The sequence below is a fragment of the Psychromonas saccharinae genome (assembly GCF_051201515.1).
Taxonomy (GTDB): Bacteria; Pseudomonadota; Gammaproteobacteria; order Enterobacterales; family Psychromonadaceae; genus Psychromonas.
This window is the reverse complement of the sequence record NZ_CP195153.1, coordinates 2,463,280-2,486,169: the sequence shown is the minus strand read 5'-3', so window position 1 is coordinate 2,486,169 and position 22,890 is coordinate 2,463,280. Positions and strand designations below refer to the sequence as shown.

General features: G+C 39.5%; 20 protein-coding genes. 9 read left to right on the top strand and 11 right to left on the bottom strand.

Annotation, left to right across the window (positions count from 1 at the left end; genetic code table 11):
- Positions 1-109 precede the first annotated feature (109 nt).
- Positions 110-2,713 (top strand): hypothetical protein, encoded by a 2,604-nt coding sequence (locus ACR30L_RS11005; protein ID WP_435234304.1) that lies wholly within the window; start codon positions 110-112, stop codon positions 2,711-2,713.
- Positions 2,714-3,062: 349 nt separating this feature from the next.
- Here the strand turns inward: ACR30L_RS11005 and ACR30L_RS11000 are convergent, their stop codons facing one another.
- The 7 genes from ACR30L_RS11000 to ACR30L_RS10970 are packed head-to-tail and all read right to left on the bottom strand — an operon-like array spanning position 3,063 to position 8,854.
- Positions 3,063-3,986, bottom strand: a complete 924-nt coding sequence (locus ACR30L_RS11000; protein ID WP_435234303.1) for a biotin-dependent carboxyltransferase family protein — start codon at positions 3,984-3,986, stop codon at positions 3,063-3,065.
- Positions 3,987-4,002: 16 nt separating this feature from the next.
- Positions 4,003-4,686, bottom strand: coding sequence for a 5-oxoprolinase subunit PxpB (gene pxpB, locus ACR30L_RS10995; RefSeq protein WP_435234302.1), 684 nt, complete (start codon positions 4,684-4,686; stop codon positions 4,003-4,005).
- Positions 4,677-5,432, bottom strand: coding sequence for a 5-oxoprolinase subunit PxpA (locus ACR30L_RS10990; protein ID WP_435234301.1), 756 nt, complete (start codon positions 5,430-5,432; stop codon positions 4,677-4,679). Before ACR30L_RS10990 ends, pxpB begins: the two co-directional genes overlap by 10 nt.
- Before the next feature lie 17 nt (positions 5,433-5,449).
- Positions 5,450-5,980 (bottom strand): winged helix DNA-binding protein, encoded by a 531-nt coding sequence (locus tag ACR30L_RS10985; protein ID WP_435234300.1) that lies wholly within the window; start codon positions 5,978-5,980, stop codon positions 5,450-5,452.
- Positions 5,981-5,984: 4 nt separating this feature from the next.
- Positions 5,985-7,289: a TRAP transporter large permease gene (locus ACR30L_RS10980; RefSeq protein ID WP_435234299.1), complete on the bottom strand. Its 1,305-nt coding sequence runs from the start codon at positions 7,287-7,289 to the stop codon at positions 5,985-5,987.
- Positions 7,289-7,849 (bottom strand): TRAP transporter small permease, encoded by a 561-nt coding sequence (locus ACR30L_RS10975; protein WP_435234298.1) that lies wholly within the window; start codon positions 7,847-7,849, stop codon positions 7,289-7,291. The genes ACR30L_RS10980 and ACR30L_RS10975 overlap by 1 nt, the downstream gene beginning before the upstream one ends.
- 39 nt (positions 7,850-7,888) lie before the next feature.
- Positions 7,889-8,854, bottom strand: coding sequence for a TRAP transporter substrate-binding protein (locus tag ACR30L_RS10970; RefSeq protein ID WP_435234297.1), 966 nt, complete (start codon positions 8,852-8,854; stop codon positions 7,889-7,891).
- 571 nt (positions 8,855-9,425) lie between these two features.
- On the opposite strand from ACR30L_RS10970, the gene ACR30L_RS10965 reads away from it, so the two are divergent.
- Genes ACR30L_RS10965 through pcp form a run of 3 tightly spaced genes read left to right on the top strand, consistent with a single transcriptional unit; the run spans position 9,426 to position 11,664 of the window.
- Entirely contained in the window at positions 9,426-10,118 is a 693-nt protein-coding gene (locus ACR30L_RS10965; protein WP_435234296.1) for a DUF969 domain-containing protein, read from the top strand.
- On the top strand, positions 10,112-11,017 hold the full coding sequence (locus ACR30L_RS10960; protein WP_435234295.1) for a DUF979 domain-containing protein: 906 nt from the start codon (positions 10,112-10,114) through the stop codon (positions 11,015-11,017). Before ACR30L_RS10965 ends, ACR30L_RS10960 begins: the two co-directional genes overlap by 7 nt.
- An 8-nt stretch (positions 11,018-11,025) precedes the next feature.
- Positions 11,026-11,664 carry a pyroglutamyl-peptidase I gene (pcp, locus tag ACR30L_RS10955; protein WP_435234294.1) on the top strand — a complete coding sequence of 213 codons (639 nt, stop codon included), beginning with the start codon at positions 11,026-11,028 and terminating at the stop codon, positions 11,662-11,664.
- Between the two features lie 350 nt (positions 11,665-12,014).
- On the opposite strand, the gene trpS is transcribed toward pcp, so the two are convergent.
- The 4 genes from trpS to ACR30L_RS10935 all read right to left on the bottom strand — a co-directional run bounded on the left by trpS (position 12,015) and on the right by ACR30L_RS10935 (position 17,033).
- Positions 12,015-13,037, bottom strand: a complete 1,023-nt coding sequence (gene trpS / locus ACR30L_RS10950; protein WP_435234293.1) for a tryptophan--tRNA ligase — start codon at positions 13,035-13,037, stop codon at positions 12,015-12,017.
- Positions 13,038-13,645: 608 nt separating this feature from the next.
- Positions 13,646-14,695 (bottom strand): methionine synthase, encoded by a 1,050-nt coding sequence (locus ACR30L_RS10945; RefSeq protein ID WP_435234292.1) that lies wholly within the window; start codon positions 14,693-14,695, stop codon positions 13,646-13,648.
- A 40-nt stretch (positions 14,696-14,735) separates the two neighbouring features.
- Entirely contained in the window at positions 14,736-15,713 is a 978-nt protein-coding gene (locus tag ACR30L_RS10940) for a DUF1852 domain-containing protein (RefSeq protein ID WP_435237900.1), read from the bottom strand.
- Between the two features lie 363 nt (positions 15,714-16,076).
- On the bottom strand, positions 16,077-17,033 hold the full coding sequence (locus ACR30L_RS10935) for a helix-turn-helix domain-containing protein (RefSeq protein WP_435234291.1): 957 nt from the start codon (positions 17,031-17,033) through the stop codon (positions 16,077-16,079).
- 188 nt (positions 17,034-17,221) lie between these two features.
- Here ACR30L_RS10935 and ACR30L_RS10930 point away from each other — a divergent pair, with 188 nt between their 5' ends.
- The 5 genes from ACR30L_RS10930 (at position 17,222) to eutC (ending at position 22,564) form a co-directional block, all read left to right on the top strand.
- Positions 17,222-17,731, top strand: coding sequence for a TRAP transporter small permease subunit (locus ACR30L_RS10930; protein WP_435234290.1), 510 nt, complete (start codon positions 17,222-17,224; stop codon positions 17,729-17,731).
- Positions 17,728-19,050: a TRAP transporter large permease gene (locus ACR30L_RS10925; RefSeq protein WP_435234289.1), complete on the top strand. Its 1,323-nt coding sequence runs from the start codon at positions 17,728-17,730 to the stop codon at positions 19,048-19,050. Before ACR30L_RS10930 ends, ACR30L_RS10925 begins: the two co-directional genes overlap by 4 nt.
- Positions 19,051-19,133: 83 nt before the next feature.
- Positions 19,134-20,174, top strand: coding sequence for a TRAP transporter substrate-binding protein (locus tag ACR30L_RS10920; protein ID WP_435234288.1), 1,041 nt, complete (start codon positions 19,134-19,136; stop codon positions 20,172-20,174).
- 111 nt (positions 20,175-20,285) lie between these two features.
- Entirely contained in the window at positions 20,286-21,692 is a 1,407-nt protein-coding gene (locus tag ACR30L_RS10915; RefSeq protein ID WP_435234287.1) for an ethanolamine ammonia-lyase subunit EutB, read from the top strand.
- Entirely contained in the window at positions 21,689-22,564 is an 876-nt protein-coding gene (eutC, locus tag ACR30L_RS10910) for an ethanolamine ammonia-lyase subunit EutC (protein ID WP_435234286.1), read from the top strand. Before ACR30L_RS10915 ends, eutC begins: the two co-directional genes overlap by 4 nt.
- The last annotated feature ends 326 nt before the right edge of the window (positions 22,565-22,890 follow it).

Below are 22,890 nucleotides of genomic sequence, written 5' to 3'. Positions count from 1 at the left end.
GCCGTATATATAAAATTATTAATATTCTATTAATCAGTTTCTTATATTTCATAGGCATACAATCAATATTATATGGATTCACCTCACTTTATTATAAAAGGAAATTTACATGCAGTTTAAAAGGAAAAAATTAGAATATTATTTCCCTACCGCCTATCAATTTAAACTAGCAACCCTAACGTCACTAATATTATTAGGTCTTAGTGGATGTGACTCGGACAGTTCTGATTCAGACACAACAGTGCTTAGTTCAACAACTGACAGCGTTTATCGTGTCAATAGTAGCAGTACAACAGAATCTCAAGATGGTGCAAGTTGGACTACAGCTTATAGCAGTATACAGGATGCGATTGATGCAGCAGAAACCAATGGCGGGGGGGAAGTTTGGGTAGCTGCTGGCACCTATACCCCAGTTATCGATGATGATGGAGATTCGGCTAGTTTCACTGAACGTCAAATGTCCTTTGAAATGGCTGCTGATGTCGATATCTACGGTGGTTTTGATGGAACTGAAACTGCACGTAGTGAACGAGATTGGAGTACAAATGAAACCATTTTAAGCGGAGAAATCGGTGACAGTAGTGATAGTAGCGATAACGCATTTCACGTTGTTACTGGTGTTAGCGATGCCATTATCGATGGTTTCACCATTAGCGATGGGTATGCCGTGCTCCGCGATGACGATTACGACGATGATGATTACTATGCCTGTGATGCAACGGATGCTATGGATGTTGACGAAGATAACGAAGACGATGAACTCCTTCGTGTTCTTAGTGGGTACTGTTATGTAGCTGGTGCTGGGATGATCAATATTCAAGCAGCACCAACGGTAGAGAATATAATTTTTGAAGATAACTACGCCAGTAAAGGTGGCGCGGTTTATAATATGGTGCTCGATTCATGGCCGATGACCAGTACAGAAGGTAATGATGCAGCTTATTTTGAAGATGTTATCTTCCGTCGTAACTTTGCCGGTGGACGTGGTGGTGCAGTTAATAATGACTTAATGACTAGCCCTACATTTGTTGATGTACAATTTATTGCCAACGAAACCTCCGATAAAGGGGGCGCGATGTATAACGATGCGGGGTGTTCTCCAGATATCTATAACGCGCTATTTTTGTATAATCAATCAGAACGCGGTAGTGCACTTATCGGTGATGGTAGTTCAAGCCCAATTACCGCTTATCTGACTTTCTATGGTAATACCGCTGATGATATTGGCGCTGCGCTTTACCAAGGTACTTATAGTGCCGAAGATGGTTTCTATAATGAGATGCAATTAAGCTATGGTCTGAGCCTAGGCAATAGCAGTGGTTCATCAAGTTCATCAATTGCTAACTGGCACGATGATAATGTATTGGTTGATGATACGACGGTACTGGAATATATCGATGGTGAATACCTCGGTAGCGATAATACATATGATGAATATCTGACTATTACTGATCTAGGTAATGACGTGTATAACGTTGTCAATAGTGATGCCTATGCGGATATAGGTTGGTCAGAAAGTCGTGATAGTAGTGATTGGGAGAGTGAACTCACAAATCTAACCCAAGAGCATTCCGAGTTTTATACCGATCTTCCGTACGACACGGCTTGTATCGATAATTCCAGTAGTGATGATGCAGATAATTGGTATGTGGATGCCAATGCGAGTGGTAATAATGATGGCAGTAGCTGGACTGATGCATTTACCGAACTTTCTGATGCCATGGATAATTCTGATTGTTACGATAACATTTATGTATCCGGTAGCACTGATGAAGAAACTATCTATTTACCAACAGCGCAAGATGGCCTTGAAGAACGTGAAGCTGCTTTTGTGCTGAAAGAAGGGATGCAATTATTGGGCGGCTACTGTGACGGTAGCGAAACAACGGGTTGTGATGTCACATTATCTGGAGATCTTAATCAAGATTCAGACTGGAATGATGGGGAACCGAGCGGTATCGATGAAGATGCTTACAATGTCGTTGTCGGTGCTGATGATGCTACTTTCAGTGGCTTCACCGTCGAGTTTGGTAATGCCGATGATATGGGGTATCACTCTCGTGGCGCGGGTATGATCAACTATGCTACCTCACCAACAGTAAGTGACGTTACCTTTCAGTACAATTCTGCAACGGAAGGGGCTGCAATTACTAACTACCATGGTGCAAATGGCACATTCTCTGATCTTGTTGTCGAAAATAATAGTGCAGCACGCGGCGGTGCTATCTTGTTCCGCAATAGTTCAGAAGCGACATTGAGTGATAGTATTTTTACCAGTAATACCGCAACGGGGCGTGGGGGTGCTATTTATGTTGACTATGGTGCAACCATGACTTTCACTGACTTAATCTTTGATAGCAACAGTACGGGTGGTAGTGGCGGCGCAATTTATATGGATGATAACGCGTCACAATACGGTTCGGGTACCACAGTCTCATTGTATGATAGTGAGTTCACAGACAACTCTGCAGATATGAAAGGCGGTGCAATCGCACTATATAACAGCAATACATATCTTGAGTTATACAGTGATACCTTTAGCGGTAATACCGCTGCAGATGAAGCAAGTTCAATTGATGTTGGTTATAGTTCAACATTGACCCTAAGTGAAGATTATCCATCAACCTTTGATACCGATCCTTTCGAAGATGGGGGAACTATTTCTGACGGTTCAACGGATGATATGCAAACTCCACCACCCATAAATGAATAATGAGGAATAACGTTTAGTTATTTTATCCCTCATACTCGATCTATTGGTACAAGTATGAGGGATTATTCTTATAAGAAGAAGGTTTACGATTTAAAGGTTGTTTTTTTTAAAAAATCAGTTTGTTGTTTAGTTGCCATAACAACGGGCATTAGGGGGCATTACTCAATTACAGTAAAACGCGCCTTGAAAACTCCTCGTAAAGTATCTGAACCATAAATGAACTGCCATCTTGCAATACAATTCTCTTAGAGGTTGATAGTCCTGTTTCTGATCCATGTATTGGTTGTTGTTATTCTGAGCATTGCAATGTTAATAAGCTCTTTTATATAAGCTTTTTAATGTGCAAATATTAAACGTTAAAAAAATACTGCTGTTCCTGTTGAAGTTCTGCTTCTGCTTCGAATAAATCTTGGATAAAAAATTTAATTTTTGTGCCTGGTGTTGCCTGTGCAAGTAAGTTTAAATCCCTATTGCATACACAACCTATTTTGGGGTAACCACCAACTGTTTGCCTGTCGCGCATTAATATGATCGGTTGACCATTCGCTGGTATTTGAATTGCACCAAGCGCAATACCTTCGGAAATAAAATCCTGTTGATAAAAGTGAATAGGTTTGCCTTCGAGTCTATATCCCATTCGATCCATTAAGGGAGTTAACGTATAAATTTGGTTAAAAAAATCATTTTTTGCTTCTTCGCTAAATTGGTCAAACTGACAAGTTGGTAAGACGCCAATTTTTATAGTCGATTCAAAATCAGGGATAAAATCCTTGGTAACACGTCGGCAATAGGGCAAAACGTTAGGTTGATAGGGTAATATATCTCCATCACACAATTTTTGTCCTTTTTGTGTTATCCCTCCAAATTGGTCTCTCAATACAGTACTTGTACTACCTAGGGTTTTAGGTATGTCAAAACCGCCTGCAACCGCAAGATAAGTCCGTAAGCCATTTCTGGGGTAACTTAAGGTTAAAACATCACCAGATTTAGCAACCCATGACTGCCAATTACTGATCTCTTTATTATTTAAGAGAGCAACAACATCTGCCCCACATAGGGAGAAGGTGGTATCTTTTTCAAATATTGCATGAAAAGGACCCATGGTAATTTCAATTTGTGTGGCATTACATGCATTATCTAATAAACGGTTAGCCCAATAGAAAGCGTGTGTGTCCATTGGCCCGCCAGGCGTAACGCCAACATGCTGATAACCAAAACGTCCGAGATCCTGTAATAAACTTAATGTGCCAGCTTGAGTAATTCGTAAAGTCATTGTATGTTCATCATTTTTATAATATACCACCCATCGATAAAAACGTTTGTTTATCTATTGATTTAAATCGTACTTGATCACCCATTGAAAATTTACTTAAATTTGTATTAGTAATATCAAGTAAATTGATCGGTGTTCGGCCTATTATTTGCCAGCCACCGGGAGATTGACGAGGATAAACTGCAGTTTGCCGATCTGCGATACCAACGCTGCCGGTTGGCACATGCGTTCTTGGATTAACTTTACGTGGTATTGCTATTTTTTCAGGTGTGTTACCTAAATAAGCAAATCCAGGCGCAAAACCTATTGCAAAAACTCGATAACACATACTGGTATGTAGTCTTACTATTTCCGAAAAGGGTAATGTAGTATGAGCACTAATTTGTGCATGGTCTAAAGCAACTTCTTCTCCATAATAAACAGGTAATTCTATTTGCTTTGAATTGAAATTATCGACGCCTTTTGAATCGAATTTATTAAGTATATCTTGAACACGCCAGAAAAAAGCGCGAAGGCCAATTTTACGAGAATTACAGCTAATTAAAATAGAAGTGTAAGAAGGAATAATATCTAGAATCACATCATTTAAATTGAGTTGTAATTGATGATAAGCATAAGTGATATAATCAGCCGTTTCGATGCTTACTGAGTCTGCAAAATAAATAATGAGGCTATTTTCATTCACTAGCTTTACTTGCATTTTATTGACTCAGTGTATTCAGTTATTTTAAATCTTAATTTTGTTACGATTTCTGCAGCTAACTTTCCATCACCGTGAACACATAAAGTATCAGCTTGAATACTGACTTCGTTGCCATCTATAGTCTGTACCGTTTGTTCAGTAATTAGTTTCATCGCTTGTTCACAAATAGTCTCTATGTCTTCATGGCAAGCGTCTGGGTGGGTTCTTGGTGTTAATCGACCATCGTCTTGATAGGTTCTGTCAATAAACGCTTCGAACATTAATTTAATATTATGTTGTTTAGCAAGTTGACGATAATGAAGATGGTCGGGGACTGCCATTATCATTAAAGTTAAATCGAGGTTATAACTAGCAATGGCTTCAAGTAAGGCAATGAATATTTGATCGGATTTCATCATGGCATTGTAAAGTGCGCCATGTGGCTTGACATAACTAATGACCATATTTTCACTTTGACAAATGCCATTTAGTGCACCTAGTTGATATATTACATAGGCTTTTAATTGCTCTGTTGGCATATCCATAAAGCGACGTCCAAAACCTTGTAAATCGGGATAGCCTGGATGCGCTCCAATGTGAACTCCGTGTTTTTTTGCTTCACGAACGGTGGCTAACATGACACTGGGATCTGAAGCGTGCATACCGCAGGCAATGTTGGCCATATCGATAAACGGCATTATCTTTTTATCTTGGCCCATTTCCCAAGCACCATAGCTTTCTCCCATGTCACAATTAATTTTCATTAAAATTTCCTTATTTATTACAGTGAGCTAGCAGCGCGTGAAGCTTGCGCATAAACACCCGAAAGAGTACGCATTAATTTGGCCACTTCACCTAATGAGTCATCAAAAGAGAGGTGTTCAAGTGCTTGAATAAGGCATTTTTCTCTAATTTTGGCATATTCTAAGCAGAATTTTTTACCCTGCGTTGTGACGCTATAATAGGTTTCTTTTCCACGTTTTTCATGTTTCAACATATTACCTTTGACTAGTTTTCTGACTGAGTATGAAACGTTGTGGATATCATCTAAATTTAAAGTAAAAGCAACATCGGTGATCCGTTTAGCGCGATCGCGATGGTAAATATTATGGATCACTAAATTATCTAATGCGCTTAAATTATGTTTGTCACAGGCCGTGCTACATGATTGCATCCAGCGCTGGAAAGCATTATTTACCATGATTAAGCCGTATTCAAACTCGCTTAGTTCCTGTGCATTTTTACCGCCTAAGTGTGAAGATGATAAAATCGGAACATACTCGTTTTTTTCTATATTTGATTTTTTTGTCATGTCGTTAACCTCTAGACATTGAATTTGGTAACCAAGTCACTATTTGTGGAAAAACCGTGACAATGAGAACGGCTGCAACCAATAAAAAGAAAAATGGTAAGGCTGCCTTTGCTACAAAAAGTATATTGCGTCCGGTTAGACTTTGAATCACAAATAAATTAAAACCAACCGGAGGTGTAATTTGAGACATTTCTACGACCAATACAATGTAAATACCAAACCAGAGTGGGTCTATTCCGGCTTCTAGCACCATTGGTAGTACAACGGAAGTCGTTAATACAACAACAGAAATACCATCTAAAAAGCAACCTAATATAATAAACATAATCGTTAATAAGAAAAGTAGCATATAAGGAGATAATTCTAGTAAGGCGATATTTTCAGCGAGCATGCGAGGTAGACCAATAAACCCCATGGCCATGGTTAAGAAGGCAGCACCAGTGAGTATAAATATAATCATGCATGAGGTTTTGACTGCCCCCATTAAACTATCAATAAAGGTGCTAATGGATAATGAACGGCTGGTTGCCGCTAATATTAATGACCCGACGACCCCAAATGCAGCTGCTTCTGTAGGGGTGGTTAATCCAGCATAAATAGAACCAATAATAAAGAATACGAGCGCACCAACGGGGACTAAACGTAACAAGGATGAAAATTTCTCGGCCCAAGTATATTTTTTATCGGATTGAGTCGATTCTTTCGCGTTTTTATATGACCAAAAAGCGGTGTACCCCATAAATAGAATGACCAGCATTATGCCCGGTAATGCACCCGCCATAAATAAACGACCGATGGATACTTCAGCAGCAACACCGTAAACAATTAAAATAATGGAAGGCGGTATTAATAACCCCAAGGTGCCAGAGCCAGCTAAGGTAGCTATTGCCATTTTATCGTCATATCCCTGACGTTTAAGCTCAGGTAGGGTCATTTTCCCTATGGTTGCTGCGGTCGCTGCAGATGAACCAGATACGGCAGCGAAAATACCACAACTTAAAATATTAACGTGTAATAATCTTCCGGGTACGCGACTTAACCAAGGCGTTAAGCCTTCAAATAAGTCCTTCGATAAATTTGTTCTGAATAATATTTCTCCCATCCAAATAAATAACGGTAGGGCAGCTAGAGACCAATCGGACACAGATGCCCAAGTTGAGGTAGTAAATAATAAGCCAAAGTTATCATTGCCAATCATTATCATGCCGGCAATCGATACGGATATCAGTGTAAAGGCCACCCAAAAACCACTCGCTAATAAAGCAAACAAAATAAACAGTAAAATAAATCCTATTGTCATCTCATTCATTATTTACGCTCCGTATTTAATGAATCTGGTATGGCTAAATCGATTGGTTGGCTATCAGATAAAGATTCTTCTTCAGACTTCGGTAGCAATTCACCAAAAAAAAGGTGACAAAGTGTTTGATCGATAATTGCAATGCTAAAGATAACCATACCTAAAACTAATGGGAATTGGACAATCCACAATGGCACAGGAATATAACCCGATGAGAGATCATTAAATTCATAGGATTCTAATACTAGTAAGCTAAGTTGCCAGGTAAGATAAATAATCAATAGGGAACCGAGTATTAAAATAAATCGTTCAATCCAACAGTTTATCGATTTGGGCAGCTTTGAAATAAATAAGCTAACTCTGATATGTTCGCCACGGCGAAATGTATAGGCAAGCCCTAAAAAACTTGCTGCAGCTAAAAGAAACCCTGCGAAATCATCACTAGAAGGCACTTCTATACTAAACCATCGGCCGATAACGCGAGTTAAAATAATGACACAAATCGCAATAATACAGAGTCCTGATAATGCACCAGAAAAGAAATAAAGTTTATCTAAGAGTGTTCTCATTATCAGGCTCTCTTTTATAGTTGTTTAAAAAACATGTGTTTATTTATATTCGCTGAGCAATGCTTTGCCTTCACTACCGGCTTCATTTGCCCATTCTGTCGCCATATCATTGCCAATCTTTTTAAGTTCAGTCATTAATGTGTCACTAGGAGCGGTTACATTCATGCCATGTTCTGCTAATTCAGCTGTTTTCATTTTTGTTTCTTGTATCGCCATTTCCCAACCGCGTTGTTCAGCGGCTGCCGCAGAAGTTAATAATGCGGTTTGCAGTGGTTTATCTAAACGTCTAAAGGCGCGTTTATTTACAATCACCATATTTTTGGGGATCCATGCCTGAACATCGGTGTAATTATTGACATAATCCCAAGCTTGACTACTAACACCCGTTGTTGGTGAGGTGATCATCATATTCACAATGCCCGTTGAAAATGCCTGTGGGATTTCAACGGTTTGAACCGTTGTGGGAGAAGCACTTAGCAGGATAGCTAGGCGAGAAAGAGTAGAACTATAAGAGCGTAATTTTGCGCCCTTGAAATCTTCAATCTTGGTGATTGGATCTTTACTATAGATCCCCTGAGGAGGCCAAGGTACTGAATACAATAACATAAGCCCATCTTCATCTAATTTAGCTTCGATAGCAGATTTAGAAATGTCGTAGAGTTTTTTAGCTTGCTCAAAGTCGGTTGCTAGGAAGGGAATATTATCTAGTTTGAAAATTGGATCATCATTGCCCATTATCCCAATGAAAACTTCACCAATGGGGACCTGCTGGCTACGAACGGCTTTAGGAATTTCTTTATGTTTAATTAACGATGCACCAGAATGAACAATAATTTCAAATTCTCCCTGAGTTGCTGTTTTAACATCGTCTGCAAATTGAATAATATTTTTTGTATGATGCGTTGCATCAACATAGGGGGTAGCCATATCCCAACGAGTTGCTGCTGTGGTTGATGCTGAACTAATTACAGCAAATGTTAATACTGCCATGTTAAAAAATTTCATAGATTATCCCTTATCAACTGAGCAAAAATAATAAATTAACTATATGTTGTGTGTAAATCGCATTTGAATTGCATTCTATTTAAACAGAGCACATAACATACCAAGTTAGTCATAATTCAATATGTTAGTTAATTGAAAAGCAGGCGGATTATGGGTATCTATTTGTAATTAGATGATTTTTAGACGTTTATTAGAATTTAAAGCGTTCCCATGGTAATGCATTATTGAGCATCCCAAATATTAATATTATTTACTATTTTGGGGCGGTCCATACCCATGTTGGTGCAATTCAGAGGGCCCTTTGTAGTAAATCTTGTTTTATGATACGCCGGTTTATATTAGATGGGTCATTAATCTTATATAGCGAAGGTTGGGATTTTTAAGGCTTAGTCTGATTTTATTTTTATCAATTAATTTAATGGCATAAATTGTGGTATTTATTTTCGTGCGATACAAGTGTAAAACGCATGTAAATTGTATTTTGTGTTTGTGCGCTACGTTAATTAGGAATTTATTGGTGTGTAAGTGAAAGCAAATACACCTAAAAAAATAACAATTTGGAGAAGTTGAAATGATCGATTTGTGGCCATTAATTGGTATAGGAATAATTACCGTTGGGTTTATGCTGAGGCTAAATACCTTACTTGTTATCCTTGTTGCGGGTGTAGTAACAGGATTAACTGCACATTTACAAATAATTGAAATACTCAGTATATTAGGGGCATCTTTTACTAAGAATCGATATATGTCCTTGTTTATTCTCATTTTGCCTATGATTGGTTTGCTTGAGCATTATGGGTTAAAAGAGCGTGCTGAAATTTTGATTTCTTCGATGAAAAATGCCTCCGTTAGTAAAGTGACCTTTGCGTATTTGTTATTACGTAAAGTGACAAGTGCAATTGGCTTGAGTTTAGGTGGGCATCCAGCAATGGTTCGACCTTTAATTGCACCTATGTCAGAAGCGGCAGCGGTCTCAGTAAATCCAAAGATTTCTAATGAACAACGTTTACGTGTAAGGGCCTTTGCTGCCGTAAGTGAGAATTTTGGGAACTTTTTTAGCCAACTTATTTTTATCGGTAGTGGTGGTTTATTACTGATTAAAGGGGTTTTAAATGACGCTGGTTATGTCATGGAACTTGATGATATGTATGTTTGGGCAATGCCGACAGCAATTGCATCAATAATAATATTTTTTGTATTTGCAAAACTAGAACAAAAGAAAGCAGAAAAAGTTGAACAATCAGAGGAGAACTCAGAATGTTAGAATATGTCTATCAAGCAACTGGGCTTTTATTAATTGCTTTCGCCCTGCAAACTTTTGTTGATAAAAGTAATAGTAAACGCATCGGTACTGGACTTTTTTGGTTGATTTACGGATTATCATTTACCCTTGGGAAAGTATTGCCCGATTGGTTTGTTGGGGTGATGGTACTTGCATTAACATTAATTGCAGCTGGTGGGTTTATGGGCAGCGGTAGTTATGGTTATCCCGATGAAAAATTTAGAATAGCCAGTGCTAAAAAACTAAAAAATACGATGTTTATTCCCGCCATTATTGTTCCTGTTGTTACTATTTTATGGTCCAAAACGACGGGGACCAGTGCATTAATTGGATTAGGGATTAGTGCGTTACTTGCATTGATTGTTGCCCTAATGATCACTAAAGGTAAAGCACAACAGAGCCTGCACGAAGGGCGTCGATTAATTGATGCAATTGGTTGGGCTGCTATTTTGTCACAGTTTTTAGCTGCACTTGGGTATCTATTTGGTGAAGCTGGCGTTGGGGATATCGTTTCTCAAATTGTGAAAGAAATAGTCCCCAATAATAATCTATTTGCATATGTCCTATGTTACACCTGTGGCATGGCATTATTTACTATTATTATGGGAAACGCTTTTGCTGCTTTCGCGGTGATTACAACCGGTATTGCCATTCCATTATTGATGATTGAGCAAGGTGGTAATCCGATTATTATAGGTGTGATCGGTATGCTATCTGGATATTGTGGTACGTTAATGACGCCAATGGCTGCTAATTTTAATATTGTACCCGCAGCTTTATTGGCATTAAAAAATAAAAATCAGATTATCTATCTGCAATTCATTCCTGGTTTATTAATGCTTACTATTAATACTTTCCTAATCTACATATTCGCATTCTGAGGTTAACAATGAAAACATTACTTATTACTGGCTTTGAACCCTTTGGTGGAGATGTTGTTAATCCAGCATTAGAAGCGGTCAAGAGACTTGAGGGGTATCAGCTTAAGGGGGCAAAAATCGTGACCTGTTCTGTTCCCGTTGTGCTTCATCGATCTAATGAAGCCGTCATTAAAGCAATCGAAATGAATAAACCTGATCATGTTATGACGGTCGGGCAAGCGGGTGGTAGAAATGCGATTACGCCAGAAAGAATCGCGATTAATATCGATGATTACCGAATTCCCGATAATGACGGTAATCAACCCGTTGATCAAAAAGTAGTAGAAGGTGGGCCCGATGCCTACTTTTCTACCTTACCTATTAAAGCGATGGTGAAAGCAATGCAGGACAAGGGGATCCCTGCTCAAGTTTCTAATACTGCGGGCACCTATGTGTGTAATCATCTTTTTTACGGTGTTCAGCATTATCTTAGAGATACTAATATTAATCATGGTTTTGTTCATATTCCACTCATGACCGGGCAATCACTCAATGGCCAATCACCGACGATGTCCTTAGATACTATTGTTGAAGGGTTAGCCATTGCGGCACAGGCGATTGTCGACAATGATAAAGATATAAATGTTGGAGGCGGGACAATTTGCTAGCATGTTCATTGCCATTCAATATGCAAAAGCATTTTGATTGGCAATGGGTATAAATTTAACCTCAATTCTGGATAAGTTAAACGATACTTAGCTTTATTTCGCTTTCATTATCCAGAACTAAGGTTAGTTAATATAATCGCTATTCTCTAAGATCTTAAATAATTTTTTGGTTTTTATAAGTTATACCAATTGTATTAAATATGTGATCTAAATTTTGCGCTGGAAAAATGGTTTAGTTTGAGGCGAAAGTTGATGTAAATGGTTGTTCCCTTAACGAAACTTTCAACAAAGAAATAAACTACTTTAACCAGCAAAATAGATCAGCTAATTATTACGATTGGTATTAATCATTAGAATATATTTAATCCGAAGATTCCACGTACATCAAAAAGAACTTTTTCACTATTTTCTCTTGCTAATGCACTACCTTGCTTAAGAATATTAATCAATTGAGCTTTGTCATTGAGGTATTCTGTGCGTTTGTTGCGTATTGGTCGAAGCATTTCTTGCAGGCATTCTTCTAGTATTTTCTTGATTGTACCGTCACCTAATCCGCCTTGTTGATAGTGAGATTTTAAACCATCTACATATTGTCTATCAGGATGGAAGGCATCTAAATAGGTAAATACGATATTGCCTTCTATTTGTCCTGGATCATCAATTTTTAAGTGGCCTGGGTCTGTATACATCGCTTTCACTGCTTTGCTGATCTGTTTTTCTGATGCGCCAATGTTAATCGCATTCCCCATTGATTTTGACATTTTATTTTTGCCATCGGTACTGGGGAGTCTTGATGTTTTACTGAGAAGCGGTCTACATTCTTCTAATATTTTTTTCCCCGCTAAATTATTGACTTTTCTTACGATTTCATTTGTTTGCTCTAACATGGGTAATTGGTCATCACCCACGGGAATTAAGGTCGCCTTAAATGCAGTGATGTCCGCTGCTTGAGAGATAGGATAAGTAAAAAAACCAGTGGGAATTGAGCGTTCAAAGCCTTTGCTTTTGATTTCACTTTTCACTGTGGGATTCCGTTCTAACCGGGCAATTGAAACTAAGTTGCTGTAATACATCGTTAATTCCGCCAGTGCAGGCAATTGAGATTGCAGGCATATTGTTGTTTGGCTTGGATCAATTCCGACGGATAGATAGTCAGCAACGACATTGAGGATGTTGGAAGAAACCTTTGTTGGATTATGCGCATTATCAGTAAGTCCCTGCATGTCAGCAACAAGTATCGTTTGTTCGTACACGGATTGCAGTGATACTCTTTGTTTTAACGAACCAACATAATGCCCGAGATGTAGGGGACCTGTTGCTCTATCACCTGTGAGTATTATCTCTGATTTACGAAAGGAAGGTGTTTGTTTCATTATGTATCTCCAAATAGATTAAAATGCTACTGGAGATAAAAAAGATCGTTTATTCTTTGCTACCTTCAGCAGCTTAAGAATATAGAAATTCCGCGCCGCTCTACTTAGAGCGCCACCAGAAAAGAATAGATGTAAATGTGTAGGTCTTGTTATTGTTCATTTTTTTACTTTATCAAGGTTATTTTTGAAGGGCAACTCTATTCTGCTGTTCTAAAAGAATAATATCAGTTATGAAGGTCAGTTTATTAAAGGAATAGAGAGAGTAAACTAAATAGAACGATAGATATGAGTGGCTTGAATTGTCAAACCACTACAGATTACTATCAAAAACTGATTATATACCCGTTACCAATCAAAATGCGTTTATCAGTCACTAGCTCGGATACCAAGGCAAGGCGTAACATGATGACAATGGCTAGTCCTTATCGAATGTTATAACGCAGTATTGGTGTTCGAGCTAGTGACCCGCAGGGCAAGACGAGAGGCAAACATCTTCGTTGTTATAAAGTCTCGATTTAACCCGTTAGATCTTCACCTTTATGCCTAGAATCTGCTCACCTCTCGTCTTGCTGATTTCTGCATCTTGAATGGTAACGGGTATAGATGGATTAATTAAGTGCTGTTAATTCTTCTCGAATTATTGCTGCGCCTGCGTTTAATGCATTTAATTTATCTATGGCTATATGACGTGCTAGCGGTGCCATACCACAGTTGGTACAAGGATAAAGTTTATCAGCATCTACATACTTGAGTGCTTCGCGAAGTGTATTTGCAACTTCCTCTGGGGTTTCGATGGTATCGGTTGCAACATCAATTGCCCCGACCATGATTTTTTTACCACGAACCAGCTCAAGTAATTCCATTGGTACATGCGAGTTATGACATTCTAATGAGATGATATCGATATTAGATTTTTGTAGTCTTGGAAAAGCTTCCTCATATTGTCGCCATTCTGATCCTAATGTTTTCTTCCAATCGGTATTTGCTTTGATGCCATAGCCATAGCAAATATGGACAGCCGTTTCGCATTTGAGTCCTTCAATGGCTCTTTCTAAACAAGCAATTCCCCAATCATTAACCTCATCAAAAAACACATTAAAAGCGGGTTCATCAAATTGAATAATATCCACACCTGCAGCTTCTAATTCTTTTGCTTCTTGATTGAGTATTTTTGCAAATTCCCAAGCGAGTTTTTCACGGCTTTTGTAATGGTCATCATATAACGTATCTATCATGGTCATTGGGCCTGGTAATGCCCATTTAATGGGTTGTTTAGTTTGTTGGCGTAAAAATCGAGCGTCTTCAACAAAGACGGGCTTTTGACGAGAAACGGGACCAACAACCGTCGGAACACTGGCATCATATCGGTCGCGAATTTTAACGGTTTTACGATTTTCAAAATCCACACCGTTAAGGTGTTCAATAAAAGTCGTTACAAAATGTTGTCGGGTTTGTTCGCCATCGCTGACAATATCAATGCCCGCTTGTTGTTGATGTTGTAAGGCTAAGCGTAACGCATCCTGTTTTCCCTCGCTTAATTCATTGCCTTGCAATTTCCAAGGTGACCAAAGTGTTTCAGGCTCTGCAAGCCAAGCAGGTTTAGGTAGGCTGCCCGCTGTTGATGTTGGTAATAGTGTATTGTTAATAAGTGTTTTCATAAAAATAGGACCATATAGTTAGGGTTAACTGTCATGCTAATTATTGAGCGCAACGAGCAGACCACTGCTCAAGTGTTGTTTGATGTGGCTTAATAAAATATTGTTCAGTAAATTTACCTTGTTCATTTGCCAATTTATTACGTTCTTCACGATCATAAATAATATCGGTTAATGAAAAATTCTTGCTCTTCAAGTTCGGTTGATAGGATCTTCCTGCAGTCGTATCCGCATTATAAATCTCAGGTCGGTAGATTTTTTGGAATGTTTCCATTGTACAAATAGTACTGATAAGTTCGAGGTTGGTGTAGTCATTAAGCAAATCACCAAAGAAATAAAATGCTAAGGGGGCGACACTATTTTTAGGCATAAAGTAGCGAACCTGAAGTCCCATTTTATTGAAATATTGTTCAGTCAAAGAAGACTCATTTGCCTGGTATTCAATCCCTAAAACGGGGTGCTCGTTTTCAAGACGGAGATAAGTTTTAGTATCTGAAACACTAAGGCAGATTACCGGTAATTTACTAAAGTGTTGTTTGTAACTCTCTGAATTAACGAAAGACTTAAAAAGCTTGCCATGAAGCTCACCAAAATCATCTGGAATACTGAACTTAGGTTGATTCTTATTATGCGCCGGTAGTCGCACACTGAAATCATAATCCCGCACGTAGGAAGAAAAGTTATTGCCAACAATTCCTTCGATTTGCTTGTTGGTTTGATGATCAACAATAATTGTTTTTAATATCTCTATTGAGGGGAAAGTATCCCCATTGCCATTAATATCTAAATCTGCGGAAATAATGTCAAGCTCAACAGTATAACGGTTGCCTTCATTGTTATCCCAATGTGCCAACGCATTAAAACGTTGATTAATCATGTTTAAGGCGTTACGTAAGTTAGTTTGTCGGTGTTTTCCTCTGGCTAAGTTCGCAAAATTCGTTGTAATTCGCGTACTGTCAGAGGGCTGATAATTTTCATTAAGAGCCGTACTCTTAATGGTAAATGTAAAATCTTTATTGATGCTCATCTGATATCCAATTTTTAGTAATAAACACCGAATTTCTTTGTGACTGATATTCGGTTTTTGAATTAGTGATTATTTGCTTTGATTGCATATTTATTCGGTTATCTTCAATCAATTAATGAAGATTCCTAACTTTGATATGCTTCAACGTTATTAAAAGAATATGTTTTATACCTAATTACATGGATGAAATAAATTGATATTAATTCAATATTTATTGAAATAAATTAATACTTAATAACGGAGGTATTGTTTGTCTTAGTTAGAGCATGGTCGGCGTTTTACGATTAAGGCATTGCAGATTAGAAAAATCTCGTCAAATTGGAGAAAGTGACTGCCATTAGTGAATATCAGGAAATATTAGTTGTTTTTATGAAGCCGCGTTTGTTGTGGTGTCTCACCAAATAGATGTTTGTAACACTGACTGAAGTAACTCAGATGGAAAAAGCCATAGTTAAATGCGATGTTAGAAATGGTGTCAAATTCTTGATTGTCTAATAGTGCTCGTCTAACTTGATTAAGACGGATAACTTGAATGTATTGCTTGGGTGAGATGCCATAGTGTTGGTTAAAAGTATATTGGAGTGTGCGGCGGCTAACATGAATTGCTGAGCATATCTCTGTGACGGTGATTGGTGATTTCATACGAGATTTGCTTAGGTATTCCTGAACGCGAGCTATAATGCGTTGACGCTGACGCGATGTGACATAAGTGACTGGTGATAGATTTCCTTTACTCAGTAATTCTATCATTGCATCCTGAAGAATAGATGCATGAGTGCTATTACTCCAGCGATTGCCATTCGGTTGTAATAATAAATTAAGGTACTGTCTTAGTTTTTGTAGATCGGCTGGTGGAATGTTATCTAACCAAAGGCCATCATTATTGCTGTTATATCGCGCTTCTTTATTTTGTTCTGATAGTTCATTAAAAAAACTGCGATGCAGTACTAAACCGTAAATTGAGAAGTTATCGGGTGTTAATAATTCAAAATCCCGACCGCCTGGTCGACATAAAAATTGGTTATTGTTGGTTTGCTCGTTATTAATACGGCAGTGTTTATTATTTGCGCTGAATCCAAGCCAGAGTCCACCCTGTTCGACTCTGCACTGTTGGCGCAAACGATGGCTAGTATCTTCGCGAAATAGATGAATATGAGGGAAATGAAGCTCATTGATAAGACCAAAAAATTGTCCTTGACTAAGTTGGTCATACTCCTGTTGCCAATTGACGAGGTTGGCTGCCTGACTATTTGCATCATTAGAGTGAAGCGTGCACAACACTGGTTCATCACGTTGTAATATTTGTTTGTCCATATTCATTTCCCTGTCTTACTTCACGCACCAATCCTGTGCTTAAAAATCTTATCCTATTGTTATTTATAGTTTTTTTATGTTTGCCAATTATTGATACTCCATCGGTACGGTTATCGCTTGTAACTTATCAACAACAGCTGATGCATTTTATCCAGCAAAAACCGAACCAATTCGTATAAGGGAATCCGATGCCTGGTTTTATTATTGCTTACATCAAATATGTCGATAAATTTAATTATTTTATTGGTCGTATTGCGATGTATGGAATCTTCGCGATGGTTGGCATACTTTTGTGGTCATCCATATCCAAAACCTTTTTTATGCCATCACTCTGGACACTTGAGTCTGCCCAGTTTTCGATGGTTGTTTATTACATTCTTGGTGGTGCATATGCCATTCAGCTCAAGGCGAATGTTCGTATGGATTTATTCTATGGGAACTGGTCCGTTAAACAACAGGCTTGGATGGATGCATTTACGGTTTTCTTTCTGATTTTTTTCCTCTTTGTACTCCTTTATGGTGGGCTAGAAAGCATGCTTTATTCCTTTGAATATGGGCAGCGTAGTCGAACCGCTTGGCGTCCGCTTCTTTGGCCTATTAAAGCCGTAATGTGTACGGGGTTTGTCATGATGATTCTTCAGGCTATTTCAGAGTTTTTTAAAGATATTGCAGTTATTCGCGGAGTAAAAATTAAATGAGTTATGGAATGATCGCAACCGTGATGTTCGCATCGATGGCGTTGTTGATGGCTACAGGCCAACGTGTCTTTGCGGCAATAGGTTCAGTCGCCGCTGTCGCAGCAATTATGTTGTGGGGAACCGGTGGGGCAGAAATCCCTTTTACCTCAGCGATGAAACTGATGAATTGGTATCCGATGCTGACACTGCCTATGTTTATTTTTATGGGCTATGTTCTGTCTGAGTCGAAGATCGCCGATGATCTTTATAAGATGTTTCATGTATGGATGGGGCCAATGCCTGGTGGGCTAGCGATAGGAACAATCGGTCTTATGGTGCTGGTGTCGGCAATGAACGGGCTTTCTGTTGCGGGAATGGCCATTGGTGCCACGATTGCACTTCCAGAATTATTAAAACGTGGTTATGACAAGAGAATGGTGACCGGTGTGATTCAGGCCGGTTCTTCACTTGGGATTTTGGTTCCACCTTCGGTGGTGCTGGTGCTATATGCGATGATTGCTCGGCAACCGGTTGGCCAGCTTTGGTTAGCGGGTCTTGTACCGGGACTGATTATGGCGGCATTGTTTATTATTTACATTGTTGTTCGTTGTCGTTTGAATCCTTCCTTAGGTCCGGTATTAAGTAAAGAAGAACGTAATGTACCTCGCGCTGAAAAGTTACGCTTACTGGGAGCGGGTGTACTGCCTCTTGGTATCTTTGCTGTCATGATGGTCCCTTTTGTGAACGGTTGGACAAGCTTGGTGGAAAGTTCCGCAATTGGTGCCATGGCTGCATTTATAGCTGCGATTGTTAAAAAACGTATGACAAAAACCGTTTTCGAGAATTCTGTACGTAATACCTTAGCTATCTCTTGTATGTTTATGTGGATTATTCTTGCTGCATTAGGCTTTGGCGCGATATTCGATGGTCTTGGTGCTGTTAAAGCCATTGCAGACTTATTTACCAACCAATTGGGGCTTAGTCCATGGATGATACTGATTATGATGCAGTTATCATTTTTAGTGATGGGGACTTTCCTAGATGACACCGCGATGTTGGTTATTGTGGCGCCATTATTCGTTCCACTCGTACATGCCCTTGGATTTGATTTGATTTGGTATGGTGTCCTTTACACTATTACCTGCCAGATAGCTTATATGACGCCGCCATTTGGCTATAACCTATTTTTAATGCGGGCGATGGCGCCACCTGAAATTTCATTACGTGATATCTACGGTTCTATCGGTCCCTTTGTCGGCATTATGTTATTCGCACTTATTCTTATTATGGTTTTTCCAGAGCTTTCGCTGTGGTTGCCTGATTACGTTTATGGAAAGTAGGGGAATACTCACTTTTTATTTTTAAGCATTACTTACTTTAGGCGGGCAGGAGCTCGTCAGCAAAAATCAACAGGAGAGATGAAATGAACTCAAGACGTAAGTTTTTAACGACCGCCGCCGCGCTAACGGCTGGCACTATGCTGGCTCCCGCAAAAACATTTGCTGCTAATCCTAAAATTAAATGGCGTATGCAGACCTATGCAGGCCCATCACTTGCAGAGCACGTTGTTAAGCCTGCTATTGAAGCCTTCAACCGTATCGCTGGTGATGAAATGCAGATTGAGCTGTACTTTGCTGATCAGCTTGTACCGACGGGGGAATTATTCCGTGCCATGCAAAAGGGGATTATTGATGCCGTGCAGTCAGATGATGACTCGATGGCTTCTCCAACTGAAGTTACAACATTCGGCGGTTATTTCCCATTTGGTAGTCGCTATTCATTGGATGTTCCTGTCCTATTTAACCAGTATGGTTTAGATAAAATTTGGAAAGATGAATATGCAAAAGTAGGCATCAAACATATTTCTGCAGGTGCATGGGATCCCTGTCACTTTGCAACTAAAAAACCGATTAATAGTTTGGCTGATCTGAAAGGATTACGTGTATTCACTTTCCCAACTGCAGGTCGGTTTATGGCTAAATACGGTGTCGTACCCGTGTCTATTCCGTGGGAAGATGTAGAAGTAGCACTACAAACGGGCGAACTGGATGGTATTGCATGGTCTGGTATTACAGAAGATTACACCGTTGGTTGGTCTAAGGTAACGGACTATTTCTTAACAAATAATATTTCAGGTGCATGGATTGGTCATTTCTTTGCCAATATGGATCGTTACAATGAGCTTCCAGATCACCTTAAAGAGTTATTATCACTTTGTATGGAAACGTCACATTACTATCGCCAATGGTGGTATTGGGGTGGTGAAGCGAAACTTCGTGTTGATGGACCTGATATGAAGCTTACGACTATTCCGGATGAAGAGTGGGCACAGGTTGAAGCAGATGCGCGTACGTTCTGGGATGAAATTGCAAAAGAATCACCCACTAAGGCTAAAATTGTTGAAATATTCAAACAATATAATGCCGATATGGAGAAAGCAGGTAGACCTTATCGCTATAGTTAAGTGTTGAGAATAGTAGCCTATTATTATTTTCTGGACGAGGGCTGTTTATTTTTCGTCGGCAAGCGGTTTGTCGATAAAAATAAATAGCCTCGCATGTTTAAAGGTAAATCTATGACGGCAACCTATCGCTGGCAGCAGGGAGACAAGGTATATCTGTTTCATTCACTAACGGAATTGATGGCAAAGGCGACGCCCGAACGCTCAGGTGATGTGTTAGCTGGCGTAAGTGCTGAAACGGCAGAAGAGCGCGTAGTTGCACAAATGACCTTGGCGGATGTGCCCTTGAAAACCTTTCTTAACGAAGTGCTGATCCCCTACGATACCGATGAAATAACTAGACTCATTATTGATACACACGATGAAAACGCGTTTTCGCCTATTTCCCATATGACCGTTGGTGATTTTCGTAATTGGTTATTAAGTGAAGATGCCGATGGCATTACGTTGGCAAACTTACGACCAGGAATAACACCTGAAATGGTTGCAGCGGTCAGTAAGATCATGCGCAATCAGGATCTGATTCTTGTTGCTCAAAAATGCCGCGTAGTAACTTCCTTTCGAAATACCATTGGTTTAGAGAAAAGGCTCTCTACGCGATTACAACCTAATCATCCAACGGACTCACTAGATGGTATTGCTGCCACGTTATTTGATGGGCTGATGTATGGCAGTGGTGATGCGGTGATTGGTATTAATCCGGCAACCGATAATGTGCCCCAAACGATTAAGCTTCTCTCATTATTAGATGATGTTATCCAGCGCTATGAAATTCCAACTCAGTCTTGTGTTTTGACGCATGTTACTAATACCATTGAAGCCATTGAAAAAGGGGCGCCGGTTGATCTTGTCTTTCAATCTATTGGTGGTACTCAGGGCACTAATGATACCTTTGGTGTCAATCTATCGGTATTAAAAGAGGCGCAGGAAGCAGCACTTTCTCTAAAAAGGGGGACGGTCGGAAATAACGTGATGTATTTTGAAACAGGTCAAGGAACCGCGTTGTCTTCCGATGCCTATTTTGGTGTTGATCAGCAAACCTGTGAGGCAAGAGCCTATGCCGTTGCAAGGCAATTTGATCCTTTGCTTGTCAATACTGTGGTGGGATTTATTGGGCCAGAATATCTATTCGATGGTAAACAAATTATACGCGCTGGATTAGAAGATCATTTTTGTGGAAAGTTATTAGGACTGCCAATGGGCTGTGATATTTGTTACACCAATCACGCCTATGCAGATCAAAATGATATGGATAATCTGCTTACATTATTGGGCGTTGCAGGTTGCTCATTTATTATGGGGATACCCGGCTCCGACGATATTATGCTTAATTATCAGACCACGTCATTTCACGATGCACTTTATGCGCGTAAGGCACTTGGTTTGAAGCCGGCGCCTGAATTTGAAGATTGGTTGACTAAAATGCAGATATTCAATGATGTTTCTCAGGTACAACTCAATGCTGGGTTAGCTAAACCATTTAGCGCAGCACTATCTTTACTCGATAAGGGACAAGGATGAGTAAACGACTAGATAAACAAAATAAGTCTTCCGCGTCCCTAGTAACGGAAAATAAATGGCAAAAACTGAAACAGTTTACTTCTGCGCGCATTGCGCTAGGGCGAGCGGGGAATAGTATCCCAACTAGTGAACTGCTAAGCTTTCAACTGGATCATGCCCGTGCGATTGATGCTGTGCATAAAGCATTAGATGTTGAACTACTAGCCTGTCAATTCTCACAGTCAACGACATTGGGTTCTGTTATTCAAGGCTTACCTATGGTGGTGAGTACTAAAGCAACGGATAGAATGTGTTACTTGCAAAGGCCGGACCTTGGACGTCAACTTAATGAAGCATCATGGCAGCGTCTAGTGGAAAGCCGAGTACAAAGCAGCGAATCCTATGACCTTGCGATTGTTGTTGCCGATGGACTTTCTTCAACGGCTATCCAACGACATGCATTACCGGTTATCGAAAAGTTGGTTGAAAAGTTAACGACCGATAATAAGCATCATTGGTCTATTGCACCTTTAACTATTATTACGCAAGGCCGAGTCGCATCGGGGGATGATGTTGGAGAGTGTCTTAAGGCTAAAATCACGCTTATTTTAATTGGTGAGCGACCGGGTCTAACGTCCCCTGACAGTATGGGGGCCTATATTACTTGGCTTCCTAAACGTGGTGCAAAGGATTCAAGCCGCAACTGTATTTCAAATATTCGGCCAGAAGGACTTGCCTATGAGGAAGCGAGTGAGAAAGCCTTTTATCTTATCAGTGAGGCAATTAGGTTAAAAGTATCGGGCATTGGACTTAAGGATCGCGCTAATAATGATGAACACGATACACTGGCGCCGAGTTCAACAACGAATTTTCTTCTTTCTTCACAAAAGTGATCTACCTGTTCTAATTATTTCTAATACAAACACTACAACACGTGCGGAATTATCTAGCGTTTATATACCCGTTACCAATCAAGCTGCGTTTATCAGTCACTAGCTTGGATACCAAGGCAAGGCGTAACATGATGACCTTTCGAGCGATTAACTGCGTTAATCCTCTATCGGTAGATGTAAAAACAAGACTTTACATCTTTAATGGCTAGTCCTTATCGAATGTTATAACGCAGTATTGGTGTTCGAGCTAGTGACCCGCAGGGCAAGACGAGAGGCAAACATCTTCGTTGTTATAAAGTCTCGATTTAACCCGTTAGATCTTCACC